Below are 18859 nucleotides of genomic sequence, written 5' to 3' on the forward strand. Positions count from 1 at the left end.
TCCCGATCATATGGCCCGAATCCAGCGATGTGTGTCCTTCGGGCCACTGTTTCTCGCCGCCGCCTCCCAGCATGCTGATCCCGTGACCCAGACAGACGTCCCCGTGCCGGCGGGCCAGAACGCATCGCAGACCCCGGACGCCCCGCGTCGGGCGCCGCGCATCCACCCCGCCTGGTGGGTCGCGCTGGTCAGCTTCGTGACCGTCATGTGCGCCGCGGCCTTCACCGCCGCGCCCGGCCTCTTCGTGGACCCGCTCAACGCGGAGCTCGGCTGGTCGCGCGCCACCATCGGGTTCGCCGTCGGCCTGCAGTCGGTGCTCTACGGGCTCACGGCGCCGTTCGCCGCCTCCCTCATGGACCGGTTCGGCATGCGCCCCGTGGTCTCCGTGGCGCTCGTGGTGATCACGGGCGGCGCCCTGTCGACCGTGTGGATGTCGGAGCCCTGGCAGTTCGTGCTCGGCTGGGGGCTCCTGGTCGGCGTGGGCAGCGGCAGCATGGCGCTCGCGTTCACGGCCACCGTGACGGGGCGCTGGTTCGTGGCGCGGCGCGGCCTGGTCAGCGGCGTGCTGACGGCGGCGACGGCGTCGGGCCAGCTCGTCTTCCTGCCCCTGCTCGCGTGGATCGTCGAGAACCAGGGCTGGCGCCCGGCGTCGGTCACGGTGGCCATCGCCTCGCTCGTGGCCATCCCGCTCGTGCTGTTCCTGCTGCGCGACCACCCCGCGGACATGGGCCTCGCGCCCTACGGCGGCACCTACGCGCCCAAGCCCCCGGCGACGCGCGGCGCGGCCCGGCGTGCCGTCACCGCCCTGTTCGACGCCGCGCGCACCGGCCCGTTCTGGCTGCTCGCCGGGGCGTTCGCGATCTGCGGTGCGACGACGAACGGGCTGGTCCGCACCCACTTCGTGCCCGGCGCGCACGACCACGGCATGCCGATCACGGTCGCCGCGAGCCTGCTCGCCGTGATCGGGGTGGTCGACGTGATCGGCACCATCGGGTCGGGCTGGCTCACCGACCGGTTCTCGCCGCGCGTGCTGCTGGGCGTCTACTACACGCTGCGCGGCGTCGCGCTGCTGTTCCTGCCGTCGCTCATGGCCCCGCACGTCGAGATGCCGATGCTGTTCTTCATCGTGTTCTACGGGCTGGACTGGGTGGCGACCGTGCCGCCGACCCTCGCCCTGTGCCGCGAGTTCTACGGCGAGGACGCGCCGATCGTGTTCGGCTGGGTGCTCGCGTCGCACCAGGTCGGGGCCGGTGTGGTGGCCTTCGCGGGCGGCCTGGTGCGGGACATGACGGGCTCGTACGACGCCGTCTGGTACGGCGCGGGCGCGCTGTGCGCGGGCGCCGCGCTGATGTCCATGGTGATCCGCCGGGTGCGGCAGACCGCCCCGGACGTGCCGGCCGCGTAGGTCACCGGGGGTGGCCTGTGGGTCCGACCGGTCGCCCTGGTGACGGCACCCGGGTCTGACAGGTCGTCCTGCGGACGAGCGGGGCGCCGTCCGCGGGGCGGTCGTATTCTCCCGACCATGAGCACCACCCCTGAGCATCCCGATACGCAGCACGGCGCGGCGCAGCACGGCGCCCCGCAGCACGACGCCACAGAGCACGGCGCCGCGCAGCACACCGGGCCGAGCGCGCTCGCCCCCGCCACCCTCGTCGTCGCCGCCGGACGTCCGGCGCGCGAGCAGGGCGGGCACATCAACCCGTCCGTGCCGCTGAACTCGACGTACGTGTCGCGCGGCGTGGTCACCTCCGGCGAGCTCTCGTACGCGCGCGGCGACAACGACGCGTGGCACCCGTTCGAGACGGCGCTGGCCGCGCTGGAGGCGGGCGCGGGGGTGCCCGGCGAGGGCATCGTGTTCGGTTCTGGCATGGCGGCGATCGCCGCCGTCTTCTCCCTGGTGCCCGACGGCGGCACGCTCGTGCTGCCGCGGCACGCCTACCAGGCGGGCATGGTGCTGGCACGGCAGATCTCCGAGCGGCACGGCGTGACGCTGCGGTACGTCGACATCGCGGACACGGAGGCCGTGGTCGCGGCGCTCGACGGCGCCGACCTGTTCCTGGCCGAGTCGCCCACCAATCCCATGCTGGAGGTCGCGGACCTGCCCGCCGTGCTCGCCGCGGCCCGGGTCGCCGGGGTGCGCTCGGTCGTGGACAACACGTTCGCGACGCCGCTGGGCCAGAACCCGCTGGAGCAGGGCGCCGACATCGTGCTGCACTCCGTGACCAAGTACCTGGCGGGACACTCCGACGTCGTGCTGGGCGCGCTCGTGACGCGCGACGCCGCCCTGGCCGCCACCCTGCGCGAGCACCGCACGCTGCACGGCTCCATCGCCGGCCCGTTCGAGGTGTGGCTGGCGCTGCGCGGCCTGCGCACCCTCGCCCTGCGCTTCGAGCGCGCCCAGGCGACGGCCGCCGAGCTGGCCCGCCGGCTCGCGGAGCACCCGGACGTGGCCGAGGTGCGGCACCCCTCGCTGCCCGGCGACCCGGGGCACGACCGCGCGAAGGCGCAGATGAACGGGTTCGGCGCGATCCTCGGCGTCCGGCCCGCGCCGCGCGCCGGCGTCGGCCCGGTCGAACGGGCGGACGCCGTCGTGGACGCCGTCGGACTGTGGCTGCCCGCGACCTCGCTCGGCGGCGTGGAGTCCATGCTGGAGCGCCGCCGCCGGTGGGGCACCGAGGCGCACACCGTCCCCGAGGACCTGCTGCGCCTGTCGGTCGGCATCGAGGACGTCGAGGACCTCTGGCGCGACCTGGACGCGGCGCTCCGCGCCTGACCCACCGCCGACCAACCTGCTGACGACGGCCCGCCGAGTCAGGTGGCTGGTCGGACCACCCGACTGACTCGGCAGGGTTGCCACGCCGAGTCAGCCAGGTGGTCGGACCACCCGACTGACTCGGCAGGGTTGGCTTGGTGAGTCAGGTGGGTGGTGCGGCGGGGTTACTCCAGCGGGCCGAGGAGGGACTGGGCGACCGTGCCGTGGGCGGCGTCGTCGCTGGACGGGTGGAAGATGCCCGCCAGGACGTCCCGGTACAGGCGGCCCAGCTCCGAGCCGGTGAAGTACGTGGAGCCGCCGGAGACCCGCACGGCCTGGTCGACGACGTCGCGCGCCGCCTCGGTGACGCGCACCTTGAGCCCGGCCGTCGCCCGGAACCAGCCCGCGCCGCGGTCCAGCGTGGGGTCCGCCGCCGACGCGTCGAGGTCCCGGGTGATCCCGTCGATCTGCAGCCAGACGCTGTCCTGGGCGAGCGCCATGTCGGCGATGCGGCGCCGGACGTCGGGGTCCTGCGCGTAGGTCTTGCCGGTCTTCATCGACGTGCGCCTGTGCACGGTCTCGACCGCGAGCTCCAGCGCCCGGTCCGCGATCCCCGCGTACACCGACGAGAGCAGCACCTCGAACGACGTGAAGATGCCCAGCACGTACGGGTCCAGCGACGGACCCGGCGGCAGCAGGCGCAGCACGCGGTCGGCGGGCGCGTGGGCGCCGTCGAGCAGCGTGGAGCGCGACTGGGAGGCGCGCATACCGAGGGTGTCCCAGTCGTCGAGGATCGTGAACCCGCCGCCCTCGCGGGTGACGAAGGCGTGCACCAGGCGCGGCGCGCCGTTGCGACCGCGCAGCCCGCCGGACTTCTCGAGGCCGAGCACGCCCAGCCGCGTCCAGGCGGGGGAGTTGGACGTGAAGATCTTCCGGCCGTGGAACGTGTAGCCGCCCGAGCCGTCGGGCCGGGCCTCCGTGCGCGAGCCGAGCAGCACCAGGTCGTTGCCCGGCTCGGAGTAGCCGAAGCCGAACACCTCGCCCGACGCCGCCTCCCGCAGCAGCCAGTCCAGCGACGAGTCGCCGCGCTCGTGCAGGTAGCGGCCCACGCCGACCCAGACGTGGTGCATGTTCACGGCCAGCGCCGTCGCCGGCGCGTGCGCGGCCAGGCGGGCCTGCTCGTGGGCGGTCTCCTGCAGCGTGAGCCCGGCGCCGCCGAAGGCCGTGGGGACCATCGCGCCGAGGTAGCCGGACGCCTGGAGGTCGGCGAGGTCCTCGGCGAAGAAGGCGTTGTCCCGGTCGTAGTCGGCGGCACGTTCGCGAATGTCGGCAAGCAGCTCAGCGGACAGGAGATCGGTCACGTCACGAGGCTAACCCTGGGAGGGGCCGGGGCGGTGCTGGTTTTCGGCTGGAAGTGCGGTGAGTATCGCCGCAGGGTGAATTGTGCCGAGAACGGTGGGTTGCAGCCGACGCGCGCGCACGGCCGCGTAGAGCTCGGCGGCAGCCCGCGGATCGTTGACGTCGCGGCCGGTCAGGTCGGCGACCCGCGCCAGCCGGTTGAGCACCGTGTTGCGGTGGCAGTGCAGCGCCGCGGCGGCCCGCGTGCCGGACCCGCCGTGCTCGAACCACGCCTCGACGGTCGCGAGCAGCAGCTCCTCGTCCCGGGGGTCGCGCTCGCGGAGCCCGCCGAGGACGGCCAGGGCGAGCTCACCGGCGCGCTCGTCGTCGGCGGCCAGGAGCGCGTCGAGCGGACGGTCGCCGAAGCAGGAGAGCCCGGCCTGGCCCGGGGACAGGGACCGCACCGCGGTGCGGGCCTGGGCCAGGGCGGCGGGCGCGTCGGCGAGGCTGGTGAACGGCCGGCTCGCGCCGGTCCGGGTACCCGCGGCGAGGCCGGCCAGCGCCTCCTGGGCGTCCGGGGAGGTGGGGGCGGCCACGAGCGTGAGGCGGTCGCCCTCGTGGATCAGCCACCGGGTGGTCACCCGGTCGGGGTCGGACGCCGCGGCCGGCGACGTGCCGGACCGCGCACCCCGCGCCGCACCCGCCGTCGAACCCGCCATCGAACCCGGCACCCCGCCCGACGCCGGACCCTGCGCCGTGACCGCGACCACCAGCATCACGTCGGCGGGCAGCCCGAGGGCGCGCCGCGCGGTCTCCAGGTCCTGGACGGCGCCGGTCAGGATCCCGCGCAGCAGCTCGGTGCGGGCCATGCTCTCGCCGAAGCCCGCCGCGGCCTCCAGGTGACTCCGGACCGCGACGTTCGACGAGCGGTCGATCGCGGACCAGACCCGGGAGGACGCGCGCAGCAGCGCGCCGGTGTCGGACTGGTGGCGCAGCCGCCGGGCGAGCTCCTCCCAGATGCGCAGCCCGGCGAGCCGGTAGGCGTCCTGGAGCAGGTCGAGCTGGATGCCCTCGGCGGCCGTGACCCGGCCGGTCTCCCGGGCGGGTGCGAGCGACGAGGTCTCACCGGCGAGGGCGGTGAGGATCTCCGCGACGTTCGCCCGGACCAGCGGCTGCACGACGGCGGCGGGGAGCCGGGTCTCGCTGTACACCGGCTCGGCGTGCAGGATGCCGTCGGCCACCTGTTCGCTCAGCAGATCCAGGGCGTCGCGGAGGTCATGACGCCCAGTCGCGGCGATGTCCGACATGCCAGGCAGCCTAGCCGCGGCGTCCCCGTTGTGCATCGAAGGTCGAAATGTAAAGGAGCGACGGGGTCTCGCCCTGGACCGGCTCCGACCCCTAGGCTATTGGAGCGCCGGTCAGCGAGGACCGGCGCGTCGGTCGAGCAGGCAGAGTGCGGTCGAAGGAGACAGCGGATGAGCGTGACGGACGCGCAGGCCACCACCGAGCGCGAGCTCGACCAGGCGGTCGACGAGCTCAAGGTCGGCGCCGAGCGTTGGGCGCAGCTGCCCGTCGCGGAGCGGGCGGCGCTGTTCCGGCAGGTCCACGCCGCGGTCGTCGACGTCGCCCACGAGTGGGCCACCGTCGCCGCCCGGGTCAAGCACGTCGACCCGTCCGCGCCGTACGCGGGCGAGGAGTGGATGACCGGACCGTACGGGGCGCTGGAGAGCGCCGCGTCGTACGCGCGCTCGTACGAGGCGCTCGCGGCCGGCCGGTCGCCGGCCGAGGGCCTGCGGATCGGAGCCGCCCCGGGCGGCCGCGTGGCGGTCCGGGTGCTCCCGCGCAACGCCCAGGAGTGGGTGCTGTTCAACGGGTTCCGGGCCGAGGTCTGGATGCCGCCGGGCGTGAGCGGGCACCAGGTGCGCACCGAGGCGGGGCTGGGCGCCGGGAAGGTCGGCGAGTACGGCGGGGTCGGGCTCGTGCTGGGGGCCGGCAACATCTCGTCGATCGCCCCGCTGGACGCGTTCTACGAGCTCGTGGCGCACAACCGCGCCTCCATCGTGAAGCTCAACCCCACCTTCGGCGCGCTGCTCGACGTGTACCGCCGGGCACTCGCGCCGCTGATCGAGGTCGGCGTGGTCCGGGTCGTCACCGGGGACGGCGCCGTCGGGGCCTACCTGACGCGGCACCCCGGCATCGACAAGGTGCACATCACCGGCTCCGCCGCGACGCACGACGCGATCGTGTGGGGCACCGGTGACGAGGCCGAGCTGCGCCGGGCCGCGGACGACCCGCGGCTCAAGGTGCCGATCACGAGCGAGCTGGGCGGCGTCGCGCCGATGATCGTGGTGCCCGGGCGGTGGAGTGCCGCCGACCTGCGGTTCCAGGCCGAGCACCTGGTCTCGATGCGGCTGCACAACGCGGGCCACAACTGCATCGCCGGCCAGGTCGTCGTGCTGTCGGCGGACTGGCCGCAGAAGGACGACTTCCTCGCCGAGCTGCGCGCCGCGCTCGCGCGGATGCCCGCCCGCGACCCCTGGTACCCCGGCACGGCGGACAAGGTCGCCCGCGCCGACGACACGCACCCGGACGCCGAGCACCTGGCCGGCCGGATCCTGACGGAGGTGGCCGCGGGCGACCCGGCGTGCTCCGACGAGTACTTCGCGCCCGTGCTGGCGTGGACGCAGCTTCCGGGCACGGGCGCCGAGTTCCTGCGCGCCGCCGTCGGCTTCGCCAACGACTCCCTGTACGGCACCCTGGGCGCCAACGTGGTGGTGCGGCCTCAGGACCGCCGGGCGATGGGCACCGCGTTCGACGACGCGATCGAAGACCTGCGCTACGGCACCGTCGCGATCAACGCGTGGACCGGTGTGGGCTTCCTGCTGCCGGGCGCGACCTGGGGCGCGTTCCCGGGGCACACGGTGGCCGACGTCGGCTCCGGGATCGACGTGGTGCACAACGGGAACCTGCTGTCCGGACCCGAGCGGACCGTGGTGACCGGGCCGTTCCGACCGTTCCCGCGCAGCGTGCTGCACGGCGAGCTCTCGCTCTTTCCGAAGCCGCCGTGGTTCAGTGGTTCCCGGAGCGTGACGGACACGGGTCGGCAGCTCACCCGCTACGCGGCAGCGCCGTCGTGGAAGCGGCTGGTGCCGGTCCTGCTCGCCGCGTTCCGCGCCTGACGACTTCCGCGCCCGAGAACCTTCCGCGCCTGACGACTTCCGCGCCTGACGAACCCAGGGAGACCGACGATGGTGATCCGCAGCTCGCTGCCCGACGTGGAGATCCCGCCCGTCAGCGTGTACGAGTACCTGTTCGGCACGATCACGGACGCGGAGCTGGAGCGCGTCGCGGTGGTCGACGGCGTCAGCGGGGCGGCCACGACGTTCCGCGCCCTGCGGGACCAGATCGACGCGGTGGCGGGGGCCGTCGCGGCACGCGGGTTCGGGGTGGGCGACGTCGTCGCCCTGCACGCGCCGAACGTCCCGGCCTACGTCACGGTGTTCCACGGCCTGCTGCGCGCCGGTGTCACCGTGACCACCGTCAACGCGCTGTCCAGCGCGCCGGAGATCACCAAGCAGCTCGCCGACTCCGGCGCGCGGCTGCTGATCACGGTCTCGGCGCTGCTCTCAGCGGGGGAGGCCGGGGCCCGGGACGCGGGCCTCGGCGACGACCAGGTCGTGGTGCTCGACGCAGGCCCGGACACGGGGGCGGGCCGCACGTCCCTCGCCGACCTGCTGGCCGACCCGCGCCCGGCCCCGGACGTGACGTTCGACCCGGCGACGCACCTCGCCGTGCTGCCGTACTCCTCCGGCACGACGGGCCGCCCCAAGGGCGTGATGCTCACGCACACCAACCTCGTGGCGAACGTGGCGCAGTCCATGGCCATCGGCGTCGGGGCGGACGACGTGGTGCCCTGCGTGCTGCCGTTCTTCCACATCTACGGCATGACGGTGCTGCTCAACCTGGCCCTGCGTACCCGCGCCCGGCTCGTCACGCTGCCCCGGTTCGACCTGGCCCAGTACCTGGGCGTGATCCAGGAGCACCGGGCGACCTTCCTGTTCGTGGCGCCGCCCATCGCGCTCGCGCTGGCGAAGCACCCGCTGGTCGACTCCTACGACGTGACCAGCGTGCGGGCCGTGCTCTCGGGGGCCGCGCCGTTCGGCGAGAGCCTCGCGGCCGCCGTCCGCGACCGGCTCGGTGAGCACGTGCGGGTGCTGCAGGGCTATGGCATGACCGAGATGTCGCCGGTCTCGCACGTCATCCCGTTCGAACGCGCGGACATCCCGTCCGGGTCGGTGGGGCTGCTGGTGGCGGGCATGGAGGCCAGGATCGTCGACCCGGCGACGGGCACGGAGATCGAGCAGCCCGCCGACGGCGTCTCCGGCCCCGGCGAGCTGCTGTGCCGCGGCCCGAACGTGATGGTCGGCTACCTCGGCAACCCCGAGGCGACGGCCGAGACGTTGGAGCCGGACGGGTTCCTGCACACCGGAGACATCGTCACGGTCGACTCCGGCGGCGTGTTCCAGGTCGTGGACCGCCTCAAGGAGCTCATCAAGTACAAGGGCTACCAGGTGCCGCCCGCGGAGCTGGAGGCGCTGCTGCTCTCCCACCCGCAGGTCGCGGACGTCGCCGTGATCGGGTTGCCCGACGAGGAGGCCGGCGAGATCCCGAAGGCGTTCGTCGTGCCGGTGGCCGGGGCGTCGCTGACCGAGGCCGAGGTCATCGCGTTCGTCGCCGAGCAGGTGGCCCCGTACAAGAAGGTGCGCTCCGTCGAGTTCATCGAGGCGGTGCCCAAGTCGGCGTCCGGCAAGATCCTGCGCAAGGACCTGCGGGCCACGGCGGGGTAGCCGGGTCCGGTAGGGTCGGGCGCGATGTCGCACCACACTCCTGAACCAGCCTCCGCCGGGGATTCCACGAACCTCGTGCCGACGCCGGGCGCTGCCCGCAAGACCCGCGTCGTGATCCTGTTCGGCGGCCGCTCCGGCGAGCACGGGATCTCCGTCGCCACCGCCGGCGGCGTCATGGGCGCGATCGACCGCTCGAAGTACGAGGTCGTGCCCGTCGGCATCACCCCGAAGGGGCAGTGGGTCATCGCGGCCGACGAGCCCGAGCGCTGGGCGATCACCGACGGCAAGGCGGCCGAGGTGCCGGCGTCCGACGCCGAGGTGGTGCTCCCGCTCACCGTGGGCGACTCCGCGCTGCGCGTGCTCGAGCCGGGCCAGGTCCCGTCCGCCCTGGCGGACGTCGACGTGGTGTTCCCGCTGCTGCACGGCCCGTACGGCGAGGACGGGACCGTCCAGGGCCTCCTGGAGCTCGCCGACGCGCGGTACGTCGGGTCCGGGGTGCTGGCGTCCGCCGTCGGCATGGACAAGCACTTCATGAAGATGGTGTTCGCCGGACACGGCCTCCCGATCGGCCCGTACGCCGTCATCAAGCCGGGCGACTGGGACAAGCGGCGCGACGTCGTGCTGCAGACGATCGAGCCGCTGGGCCTGCCCCTGTTCGTCAAGCCGGCCCGCGCGGGCTCGTCGCTCGGCGTCTCCCGCGTGGACTCGCTGGACGAGCTGGACGCCGCCGTGGCCGAGGCGCGCCGGCACGATCCCAAGGTGATCGTCGAGGCCGGCATCGTGGGCCGCGAGATCGAGTGCGCGGTGCTCGGCGGACGCGGCGGGGAGCGTCCGCGGGCGTCCCTGCCGGGCGAGATCGTGGTCACGGACGAGACCAAGAACGGCTTCTACGACTACGAGGCCAAGTACTTCGACGAGTCCGCGGTGCAGCTCACCTGCCCGGCCGACCTGCCGGACCACGTCATCAAGGAGGTCCAGGAGATCGCCGTGCGGACCTTCGAGGCCGTGGGCGCCGAGGGCCTGTCCCGCGTGGACGTGTTCGTCACGCCCGACGACGAGGTGGTCGTCAACGAGATCAACACCATGCCGGGCTTCACGCCGTTCTCGATGTACCCGCGCATGTGGGACGCGTCCGGCGTGCCCTATCCGGAGCTGATCGACGAGCTGATCCAGCTCGCCCTCGAACGGCCCACCGGCCTGCGCTGATCGCCTGTACTCTGCCTCTGACCAGGGCCGGGACCGTCCGGCGGTGGTGCTTGGTGCGATGGCGCTCGAGACGAGGGCGCTCGAGGAGGCAGGATGCTGGGCGAGCCCCGCTACAGCTACGCGGTGCGTGACGTGCGGGTGGCGAACGGGGTGCTCAGCATCGGGCTGACCTCCTTCGCCCTCGGCAACGTGATGCGGGTCGAGGTGATCGGCGTGGCCAAGCCGCAGCCCATCGGGGCCTGGGCCAACCAGGTGGCCTACCCGTTCTGCATCGCCGCGGTGGTCCTGCTGCTGCTCCGCCTGGCCGGGGCCGACGACATCCCGTGGGAGGCCGCCTTCGCCACCGCCTGCGCGGGCCTCGCGTGGCCCGCGACCCGGGCCTGGCAGCGCACCGGGTTCTGGAAGCCGATCTGGAAGTACCCGGTGTTCGCCCTGCAGATGGTCACGGCCTCCCAGCACGTGCACCGCATCTGCGCGCACGACGCCCGGCACCTCGCCGCGCTGGCCGAGCTGGTGGGCGCGGCGATGAAGGACCCGTCGATCTCGTACCACGGCAGCATCCAGCTCATCTCGAACGCCGACTCGCTGCACACGTTGGAGGCGGGGCGGGACTCGATGGTGCGCTGAGCCCGTCCGGGGTTCAGTGCACCGTGGGGTGCGGGTCCAGGCCGAACCGCACCAGCAGCGAGGACACGAGGTCCTCGTGCAGCGCCACGTGGTCGCCGAACGCGAACTCCTGGTGCCCGTACACGGCCATGCACTGCAGGCCGTACACCTGCCGCCAGCTCGTCACCATCAGGTGGGCGACGCCGAGCGGCAGGTCCCGCCCGCCCACGGCGTCGCGGTACCGGCGCACCTGGCCGGCCAGCTCGGGGTCGATCTCGTCGTCCGCCAGGTGCGGGATGCCGGAGGCGGCCAGCTCGCGGAACAGCGGAACGTAGTGGCCGCCGATCATCTCCGCCATGCGGCGCTGGAGGTCGTGGCTCTCGGGCAGCTCTGCGCTGATGCCCGAGCCGATGACCAGGTCGAACTCCGCCGGGTTGCGGACCGCCCAGTCGAGCGAGGCCCGGGTCGAGGCGACGAGCGCGGCGGCGACGTCGCCGGGCTCCTGCCGCGCGACGGCGGCGCCGAGCGTGTCCAGCACCTCCTCGACGATCAGCACGCAGAGCTGCGCGATGACGTCCTGCCGGTTCTCGAAGTGCCGGTACAGCGCGGGCGGCGTGACGCCGACCTCCTTGGCGATCGCGGCCATCGTGAGCTTGCTCAGGCCGTGCTGCCCCGCGAGCTGGTGCCGGGCGGCGTCGAGCACCTCGCGGTGCAGCTCGTCACGCAGGCGCTCCCGCCGGGACTGGACGGGCGGTTCCGGGTCCACGGTCGCAGGCTGCGCCGTGGTGGGTCGTTCTTGCACGGCGGGGCTCACCGACACTCCTTCGTGGCAGGTACCTGGGACACCGCGCCGGCGAGGTCGGCGATGAACGACGTCGAGTGGTCGTCGGTGACCGCGGGCGGGACGATCACCTCGACCGCGGGGTCGCGGCCGTAGGTGACGAACGACCAGGTGCCCTCGTCGTCGGTCGTGACGATCCAGTCGACGGTGGTCCCGTCGCCCGAGTCCACGTGCTGGCAGTCCCCGGACGGGCCGAGCTGCTCCACGCCGCAGCGCATCGTGACGGCGCCGCCCGGCTCGCCCCAGGCCGCCGTGGCCTGCGCGTCGGTCGGCACCTTGGGCAGGTCCTCGCCGAGCTCGTCGGGCACGGCGAGCAGCACCTCCGCGCACAGCGGGTCGGCGGCGTCCGGCGCGACCTCCACCCCGATCGTCCGCGCGCAGCCACCCAGGGCCACGGCGGTGAGGGCGGCGGCGGCCAGCACGGCGACGGTCCGGGGGGTGACGATTCGGGCGGGAAGCACGGAGATACGTTACCCGCCCGGTGAGCGTGCCCGCCCCGGCGCCCGCCCGGGGTGCGCGCCGGTGCGCATACCGGTGCGCGCCCCGCGCGCCGGGCCGGATGCCGCGCCGGAGCGGGGCGGCACCTTAAGGTCTTCCAGTGACCCGCGTCCGTGACCTCTCCGAGGAGCAGATCCTCGAACGCATCATCCCCCTGCTGCCCCGGGGGAGCGCCACGCTGCTCGGCCCGGGCGACGACGCCGCCGTGCTCGCCGCCCCCGACGGACGGTTCGTGGTCTCCACGGACGTGCTCGTCGAGGACCGCCACTTCCGTGCCCGCTGGTCCACGGGGTACGACGTCGGGAGGCGCGCCGCCGCGCAGAACCTCGCCGACATCGCGGCGATGGGCGCCCGCCCGACGGCGCTGGTCACGTCCCTGGTGGTGCCCGGCGACACCGACGTGGAGTGGGTGACGGGGTTGGCCCGGGGGCTGGCCGACGGCTGCGCCCCCGCCGGTGCGGGCGCCGTGGGCGGCGACCTGTCCGGCGGCCCCTGCCTGGTCGTGAGCGTCACCGTGCACGGTGACCTGGAAGGACGTCCGCCGGTGCTCCGGTCGGGCGCGCGGCCGGGTGACGTCGTCGCGCACGCGGGGGTGCGCGGGTGGTCGGCCGCCGGGCTGGCTCTCCTGGAGGCGGGTCTGGTCAAGAAGCCGCCGTCGCCTGTGCCCCTGGAGGTCAGCGAGGGCGTGCTGCTCGAGGACGCCTGGGAGCGGCTGGTGTCCGCGCACCTGCGGCCCGAGCCGCCGCTCGCCGCGGGGGTCGCGGCCGCCGAGGCGGGGGCGACGGCGATGCTCGACCTCTCCGACGGTCTGCTCCGCGACGCCGGGCGGCTCGCCACCGCGAGCGGTGTGCCGATCGACTTCGACGTCGATGCGTTCCCCGCCGACCGGGAGGAGCTGCGCTCGGCCGCGCGGGCGGTCGCCGCGGCGTCCGGCCTGGGCGACCCCGGGTGGGGGCCCGGCAGGTCCGACGTCGACGGCGTGCTCGACGGCTGGATCTGGGGCGGGGGAGAGGACCACGGGCTGCTCGCCACGTTCCCGGCCGAGGCGCCGCTGCCGACGGGCTGGACCGCCGTCGGGCGGGTGCTGGAGGCTCAGGCGGGAGGTGTCGGTGCTCCGGCGGTCACGATCGGCGGAGAGAAGCCGGCCGTGAGCTCGGGCTGGGACCACTTCCGGTCGTGAGGTCCGGTCGTGAGGTCCGGCGGTGAGCTCGGCACGGGAGGTCGGGTCGTGCGGTCGGGTCGTGCGGTCGGGTCGTGAGGTCGGCACGTTCCTGCGAGGTCGTGACCTTGCGTCGAGATCGGTCCATCCCTGTGCCGACCTCGATGCGGGCTGCCGACCTCGACGCAGGGTGCCGACCTCGTCGGCCGAGGATCGTGGTGCGGAGTGCCGAGCTCAGCGCTTGCGGAGCCGAGCTCAGCGGTGCGGAGTGCCGAGCTCAGCGCTTGCGGAAGCGGAGCTCAGCGCTTGCGGAAGCGGAGCTGCTTGAGTGGCTGGCCGCCGATCTCGTCGATGCGCTCGGTGCCGTCGTGCTGGAACCCGTGCCGCCGGTAGAAGTGCTGCGCGCGCTCGTTGCCCTCCAGGATCCAGAGCGTCACGGAGCTCGAGTCCAGGCCGTCCAGCACGGTGCGCATCAGCTCGCGGGCCACGCCGCTGCCCCAGGCGCGCGGGTGCAGGTAGATGGCATAGATCTCCAGGTCGCCCGGCTCGGCGTCCTCGTCACGGCACGGCCCCACACTGGTGAACCCGACCGGTCCGCTCTCGTCCTCGGCGACGAGCACCGTGGTATCTCGGGCGGTCACCGCCGCCTGCCACTGCCCGGCCCGGTCGGTGATGTCGAGCGAGGCCAGGTAGGAGTCGGACAGGATCTCTGAGTAAGCACCACGCCAAGAGGCGATGTCGACACGAGCGATAGCTTCGGCGTCGGTCGTCGTTGCTGGGCGGATGGTCACGTCTTCCGGTGCCATCATGACCTTACCTTTTCACCGTGCGGGGCCCTGCGCAACCACTTCTTTGGTACCGGATGAAGGTTCTGGAAACGCCGAAGACGCCCGCCGGTCGAACCGGCGAGCGTCTTCGTCAAGCATGTGCGGGTCGCGTCAGCGACCCGGCTGCGGCAGCGTCAGGCCGAGACCTTGCGCGTGACCTTGCCGGCCTTGAGGCAGGAGGTGCACACGTTGACGCGCTTGGGAGTCCCGCCCACGATCGCGCGGACGCGCTGGATGTTCGGGTTCCAGCGGCGCTTGGTGCGGATGTGGGAGTGCGAAACGCTGTGCCCGAAGCCCGGGCCCTTGCCGCAGACGTCGCAGTTGGCAGCCACGGTGTCTCCTGAATGTCGTGCACGCCTGTGCATAACGACAGCACGACGTGATGGTGGTCTAAAGGGAACGCCTGGAGACTTCGGAGCAATCAACGCTTCTTGGCGTTCCAGGCAACTTCGACAGAGTACCTGATGGCGGGCCGCGCCCTCAAACCGTAGCGGCGGGGTGCTGCGTCACACCGGCCGGACGGGGCGGCTGCCCACAGGCCTGTGGACGGCCGGACGCGATCGTCTCACCCGCTGGGTACGGTGGGATCCGTCCGTGCGGGTGCCCGGGCAGCCGGTCGTTCGTGGCACGAGCGTTCGTGACACGGGCGTTCGTGACACTGTTCGTGACACCAGGTGCAGGAGGGCAGAGCGTGACCGACGTCGACAGCGGCAGCCGGACGGCTGAGCCGGGTCCCCAGGCGTACCCGCCCGGGGCCGGGCTCGACGACCCGGGCGTCGTGCGCGCGTGGGCGCGCGGGGCCACGGCGGCGCTCCGGCGCGAGCGCGAGGCGATCGACCGGGTCAACGTCTTCCCGGTGGCGGACGCCGACACCGGGACCAACCTCTACCTGACCCTCCGCGAGGGCGACCGGGCAGTCGCGGAGGCCCCCGGGGACACCACGGGAGCGCGGCTCCTGGCCACGCTCGCCCGGGCGGCGCTCCTGGGCGCGCGCGGCAACTCCGGCGTGATCCTCAGCGAGTGGCTGCGCGGGCTGGCCGTCGCCGCCCGGCGCGACGGCACCACGGCGGACCTGCTCACGCGGGCTGCGGCGTCGGCGCGGTCCGCGGTGGCGGCGCCCGCCGAGGGCACCATCCTCTCGGCTGCCGACGCCGCGGGGGCGGCAGCACGCGCCGCCGGACCCGACGCCGGGCCGCTGCCCGTGGTGACCGCCGCGGCGGCGGCCGCCCGGGCGTCCGCGCGGGCCAGCCGGGAGGAGCTCGACGTGCTGCGCACCGCGGGCGTGCTCGACGCCGGGGCGCTGGGCCTGGTCCTCGTGCTCGACGCGCTGGTCGTCGCGGCGGCCGGTGCCGGGAACGGAGCGGAGGCCGGTGCGGCGGCGGGCCCGGCCGGAGCCGGTGACCCGGCGGCCGACGACCCGGCGGCGGGCGGAGTGTCAGTGGCGCGCGGCAGCATGGATGCCGTGACCCTGGACCAGCTTCTCGACGCCGGCGCGCTGCCGAGCGCGCCGGACCCGGTCGACGCCCTGCCGGCGGCGGGCGGCGAGGTCGAGCCGCACGGCACCGGCTCCGGCGCCCTCGAGCTCATGTTCGTCCTCACCGGCCCGGCCGGCGAGCAGGCCGACACCGTCGCCGCCGGGCTGCGCGGCGCCCTGGCGGAGGTGGGCGACTCGGTGGTCGTCGTCGGCGGGGACGCCGGGACCGGTACGGCGGTCTGGCAGGCCCACGTGCACACCGACCACCTCGACCGGGCACTCGTGATCGCGGCCGACGCCGCGCAGGCGGGCACGCTCGCGCAGGTGCACGTGCGGCACCTCGCGGCGGCCGGCCAGCACGAGTGGGGCGTGGTGGCGGCGACGTCGGCGCCGGGGCTGGCCGGGGAGCTCGCGCGTGCGGGCGCCGTCGTCCTCCTCACGGGCGGGGTCGGTGCCACCGTCGAGCCCCTGGTGGCCGACGACGTCGAGCGGGCCGCCGCCTCGACCGGCGCCCGGCGCGTGCTGCTCCTGGGGGCGCCCGGGGTGACCGTCGGGGCCGGTGCGCACCTCGACGTCGACGAGCTGATCACCGTGCCGTCGCCCACCGACGTGCACGCCGTCGTGGCGCTGGCGGCCCTCGGCACGCTGTTGCCGGTCGGGCTGCCGGACCTGGGCGGCGACCCCGTCGACGCGCACGCCGTCGTGGGGGAGGCCCTCGCCGGGCTGAGCGTCCACGCCACGTCCGCCGCGGCCGCCGTCGGCGTGCTGGAGCAGGCCGCCGGACCGGAGACCACCGTGGTGACGGTGCTGGCCGACGCCGACGTGCCCGCCGACCTGCCCGACCTGCTCGCCGCCGCCCTCGCCGGGCGCGCGCCGGACGCAGAGCTCGTCGTCCTGGAGACCGGCCGGCCGGGTGACGGGGCGCAGCTCGGCGTCGAGGCCGCCGCGCCGGACCCGGACGACGCGGAACCGGAGGCGGACGTATGAGCGAACGGGTGGACGAGCGCCTGGAGCGCGCGTTCGACAAGCGGACGGCGACCGCCCTGGGCAAGCTCGGGCTGAAGACCGTGGGCGACCTGCTCGGCCACTACCCGCGCCGGTACGCCGACCCGGGCGCGCTCACGGACATCGCCGCCCTCGAGGTGGGCGAGCACGTGACGATCCTCGCGCGGGTCGAGCAGGCCACCGTGCGGCCCATGCGCAACCGCAACGGCGCGCTCATGGAGGTGGTGGTGACGGACGGCACCAGCCGGCTGTCGCTCACCTTCTTCGGCAAGCACCGCGGCTCGCTCTACAACCACGAGAAGCGCCTCGTCCCGGGCGCGAAGGGCCTGTTCACGGGCACCGTCGGCCTGTACCGGGGGACGCGCCAGCTCACCCACCCGGACTTCACGCTGATGGGGGAGGAGTCCGACCTCGACAGCGACGAGGCGCTCCTGGAGCACGCCAGCAAGCCCATCCCGATCTACCCGGCCGCCGCGGGCATCCCGAGCTGGAAGGTGCAGGGTGCGCTCCGCGTCGTCCTGGACACGCTGACCGACGCCGACGTGCCCGACCCGGTGCCCGACGAGGTGCGGCAGCGCCAGGGCCTGCCGGCGCGGGCCGCCGCCCTGCGCAGCCTGCACCGGCCCGCGACGCTGGAGGAGGCCTACCAGGCCCGGCACCGCATGCGGTTCGAGGAGGCGTTCGTGCTGCAGGCCGCGCTCGCCCAGCGCCGCGCCCGCACCGCCGCCGAGGACGCGACCGCCCGCCCGCCGCTGCCCGCGGGGCAGCCGAGCATCCTCGCGGACTTCGACGCCGCCCTGCCGTTCTCCCTCACCGACGGCCAGCGCGAGGTCGGTGACGAGATCGCAGCCGAGCTCGCCCGGCCCCGCCCGATGCACCGGCTGCTGCAGGGCGAGGTCGGCAGCGGCAAGACGGTGGTCGCGCTGCGGGCCATGCTCCAGGTGGTCGATGTCGGCGGCCAGGCGGCCCTGCTCGCCCCCACCGAGGTGCTCGCCGCGCAGCACGCCCGCACCCTGCACGCCCTCCTGGGCCCGTTGGCGGACGGCGGCACCCTCTTCGGCGCCGAGCGCACGGGCGCCAGCACCCGCGTGGCGCTGCTGACGGGGTCGCTCGGCGCGAAGGCCCGCAAGGAGGCGCTCCTGCAGGCCGCGAGCGGGGAGGCCGGGATCGTGGTCGGCACGCACGCTCTGCTGTCGGAGCAGGTGCAGTTCGCCGACCTGGGTCTCGTCGTGGTGGACGAGCAGCACCGGTTCGGCGTCGAGCAGCGGGACGCGCTGCGCGCCAAGGGGCGCGTGTCGCCGCACCTCCTGGTCATGACCGCCACGCCCATCCCGCGCACCGTCGCGATGACCGTGTTCGGCGACCTGGAGACGTCGTCCCTCACGGAGGTGCCCGCCGGGCGCGCGGGCATCACGACCGTCGCGGTCCCCGCGGGCAATGTCCGCTGGACCGACCGCACCTGGGCCCGCGTGCGCGAGGAGGTCGACGCCGGCCGCCGTGCCTACGTCGTGTGCGCGCGGATCCACCCGGACGAGGAGAGCGACGAGAAGGGCGGCGCGAGGACCAAGGCCCCGGCCAAGGACTTCGACGACGTGCCCGAGTTCCTGGACCCCGCGGACCCCGGCGTCGTGGGCGCGACGGACCGCCCGCCCCTGCGCGCCGTGCTCGAGGTGGTCGAGGAGCTGCGCTCGCGGCCCGAGCTCGCCGGGATCGAGGTCGGTGTGCTGCACGGGCAGATGCCGCCGGACCAGAAGGACGCCGCCATGGCCGCCTTCGCGTCCGGGGCCGCACCTGTGCTGGTCTCCACCACGGTGGTCGAGGTGGGCGTGGACGTCCCCGAGGCCACGGCCATGGTCATCTTCGACGCCGACCGGTTCGGCATCTCCCAGCTCCACCAGCTCCGCGGACGGGTCGGGCGCGGCAGCGACCCGGGCCTGTGCCTCCTGGTCTCCGACGCCGAACCGGGCACTCCCGCGTTCGCCCGGCTGGAAGCCATGACGCAGACCACCGACGGCTTCAAGCTCGCCAACCTCGACCTGGAGCTGCGCAGCGAGGGCGACGTGCTCGGCGCCGCGCAGTCCGGCCGGGCCAGCTCGCTCCGCCTGCTCCGCGTGGTCAAGGATGCCGGGCTCATCGAGGAGGCCCGCACCGCGGCCGCCGACGTCGTGGCGGCGTCTCCCGACCTCACCGAGTTCCCGGAGCTCGCGCGCGCCATCCGCGCCCAGCTCGACGAGGACCAGGAGGAGTTCCTGGAGCGCACCTGACCTCGCTGACCTGGTCGGACGGTCGGATCCGGGGCACGGAAC

General features: G+C 74.3%; 15 protein-coding genes. 9 read left to right on the plus strand and 6 right to left on the minus strand.

All coding sequences use genetic code 11. From position 1 onward, the window contains the following. The first annotated feature begins 82 nt into the window (after window positions 1-82). Window positions 83-1405, plus strand: a complete 1323-nt coding sequence (locus tag ACH45N_RS25190; protein ID WP_397398698.1) for an MFS transporter — start codon at window positions 83-85, stop codon at window positions 1403-1405. Between the two features lie 117 nt (window positions 1406-1522). After that, window positions 1523-2773, plus strand: a complete 1251-nt coding sequence (locus ACH45N_RS25195; RefSeq protein ID WP_397398699.1) for a trans-sulfuration enzyme family protein — start codon at window positions 1523-1525, stop codon at window positions 2771-2773. Window positions 2774-2937: 164 nt separating this feature from the next. Here ACH45N_RS25195 and ACH45N_RS25200 read toward each other — a convergent pair whose 3' ends face one another. Both ACH45N_RS25200 and ACH45N_RS25205 read right to left on the minus strand, forming a co-directional pair. Beyond that, complete coding sequence (locus ACH45N_RS25200; RefSeq protein ID WP_397398700.1) at window positions 2938-4113, minus strand: acyl-CoA dehydrogenase family protein; 1176 nt, start codon at window positions 4111-4113, stop codon at window positions 2938-2940. 9 nt (window positions 4114-4122) lie between these two features. Continuing rightward, on the minus strand, window positions 4123-5397 hold the full coding sequence (locus tag ACH45N_RS25205) for a PucR family transcriptional regulator (protein ID WP_397398701.1): 1275 nt from the start codon (window positions 5395-5397) through the stop codon (window positions 4123-4125). Between the two features lie 168 nt (window positions 5398-5565). Between ACH45N_RS25205 and ACH45N_RS25210 the strand changes: the two genes are divergently transcribed. From ACH45N_RS25210 to ACH45N_RS25225, 4 genes are all read left to right on the plus strand, one after another. Beyond that, the gene (locus ACH45N_RS25210) at window positions 5566-7269 is read left to right on the plus strand and encodes an aldehyde dehydrogenase family protein (protein ID WP_397398702.1); all 1704 of its coding nucleotides are present in this window, start codon (window positions 5566-5568) and stop codon (window positions 7267-7269) included. 69 nt (window positions 7270-7338) lie between these two features. Beyond that, window positions 7339-8937, plus strand: a complete 1599-nt coding sequence (locus ACH45N_RS25215; protein WP_397398703.1) for an AMP-binding protein — start codon at window positions 7339-7341, stop codon at window positions 8935-8937. Between the two features lie 24 nt (window positions 8938-8961). Continuing rightward, on the plus strand, window positions 8962-10143 hold the full coding sequence (locus ACH45N_RS25220) for a D-alanine--D-alanine ligase family protein (RefSeq protein ID WP_397398704.1): 1182 nt from the start codon (window positions 8962-8964) through the stop codon (window positions 10141-10143). A gap of 93 nt (window positions 10144-10236) precedes the next feature. Beyond that, window positions 10237-10770 carry a hypothetical protein gene (locus ACH45N_RS25225; protein WP_397398705.1) on the plus strand — a complete coding sequence of 178 codons (534 nt, stop codon included), beginning with the start codon at window positions 10237-10239 and terminating at the stop codon, window positions 10768-10770. Window positions 10771-10783: 13 nt separating this feature from the next. On the opposite strand, the gene ACH45N_RS25230 is transcribed toward ACH45N_RS25225, so the two are convergent. Together ACH45N_RS25230 and ACH45N_RS25235 are read right to left on the minus strand one after the other, a co-directional pair. Beyond that, complete coding sequence (locus tag ACH45N_RS25230; RefSeq protein ID WP_397398706.1) at window positions 10784-11563, minus strand: TetR/AcrR family transcriptional regulator; 780 nt, start codon at window positions 11561-11563, stop codon at window positions 10784-10786. Continuing rightward, window positions 11560-12051, minus strand: a complete 492-nt coding sequence (locus ACH45N_RS25235; protein WP_397398707.1) for a DUF3515 domain-containing protein — start codon at window positions 12049-12051, stop codon at window positions 11560-11562. The genes ACH45N_RS25230 and ACH45N_RS25235 overlap by 4 nt, the downstream gene beginning before the upstream one ends. A 137-nt stretch (window positions 12052-12188) precedes the next feature. Between ACH45N_RS25235 and ACH45N_RS25240 the strand changes: the two genes are divergently transcribed. Further along, entirely contained in the window at window positions 12189-13268 is a 1080-nt protein-coding gene (locus ACH45N_RS25240) for a thiamine-phosphate kinase (RefSeq protein ID WP_397398709.1), read from the plus strand. Window positions 13269-13546: 278 nt separating this feature from the next. Here ACH45N_RS25240 and ACH45N_RS25245 read toward each other — a convergent pair whose 3' ends face one another. Both ACH45N_RS25245 and rpmB read right to left on the minus strand, forming a co-directional pair. Next, window positions 13547-14056, minus strand: a complete 510-nt coding sequence (locus tag ACH45N_RS25245) for a GNAT family N-acetyltransferase (protein WP_397398710.1) — start codon at window positions 14054-14056, stop codon at window positions 13547-13549. Window positions 14057-14208: 152 nt separating this feature from the next. Beyond that, a complete protein-coding gene (gene rpmB / locus ACH45N_RS25250) occupies window positions 14209-14406 on the minus strand; it encodes a 50S ribosomal protein L28 (protein WP_119143026.1) in 198 nt (65 codons plus the stop codon). A gap of 359 nt (window positions 14407-14765) precedes the next feature. On the opposite strand from rpmB, the gene ACH45N_RS25255 reads away from it, so the two are divergent. After that, complete coding sequence (locus tag ACH45N_RS25255; RefSeq protein WP_397398711.1) at window positions 14766-16535, plus strand: DAK2 domain-containing protein; 1770 nt, start codon at window positions 14766-14768, stop codon at window positions 16533-16535. Next, on the plus strand, window positions 16532-18817 hold the full coding sequence (locus tag ACH45N_RS25260; RefSeq protein ID WP_397398712.1) for an ATP-dependent DNA helicase RecG: 2286 nt from the start codon (window positions 16532-16534) through the stop codon (window positions 18815-18817). The genes ACH45N_RS25255 and ACH45N_RS25260 overlap by 4 nt, the downstream gene beginning before the upstream one ends. Window positions 18818-18859: the final 42 nt, after the last annotated feature.

The organism is Promicromonospora sp. NPDC019610, assembly GCF_044389365.1.
GTDB lineage: Bacteria > Actinomycetota > Actinomycetes > Actinomycetales > Cellulomonadaceae > Promicromonospora.

Excerpts from the sequence above, each read along its gene's own strand:
- ACH45N_RS25210 (WP_397398702.1), top strand. The coding sequence starts at position 5,566 with ATGAGCGTGACGGACGCGCAGGCCACCACCGAGCGCGAGCTCGACCAG.
- ACH45N_RS25195 (WP_397398699.1), top strand. The coding sequence starts at position 1,523 with ATGAGCACCACCCCTGAGCATCCCGATACGCAGCACGGCGCGGCGCAG.
- ACH45N_RS25205 (WP_397398701.1), bottom strand. The coding sequence starts at position 5,397 with ATGTCGGACATCGCCGCGACTGGGCGTCATGACCTCCGCGACGCCCTG.
- ACH45N_RS25220 (WP_397398704.1), top strand. The coding sequence starts at position 8,962 with ATGTCGCACCACACTCCTGAACCAGCCTCCGCCGGGGATTCCACGAAC.
- ACH45N_RS25215 (WP_397398703.1), top strand. The coding sequence starts at position 7,339 with ATGGTGATCCGCAGCTCGCTGCCCGACGTGGAGATCCCGCCCGTCAGC.
- ACH45N_RS25225 (WP_397398705.1), top strand. The coding sequence starts at position 10,237 with ATGCTGGGCGAGCCCCGCTACAGCTACGCGGTGCGTGACGTGCGGGTG.
- ACH45N_RS25260 (WP_397398712.1), top strand. The coding sequence starts at position 16,532 with ATGAGCGAACGGGTGGACGAGCGCCTGGAGCGCGCGTTCGACAAGCGG.
- ACH45N_RS25245 (WP_397398710.1), bottom strand. The coding sequence starts at position 14,056 with ATGATGGCACCGGAAGACGTGACCATCCGCCCAGCAACGACGACCGAC.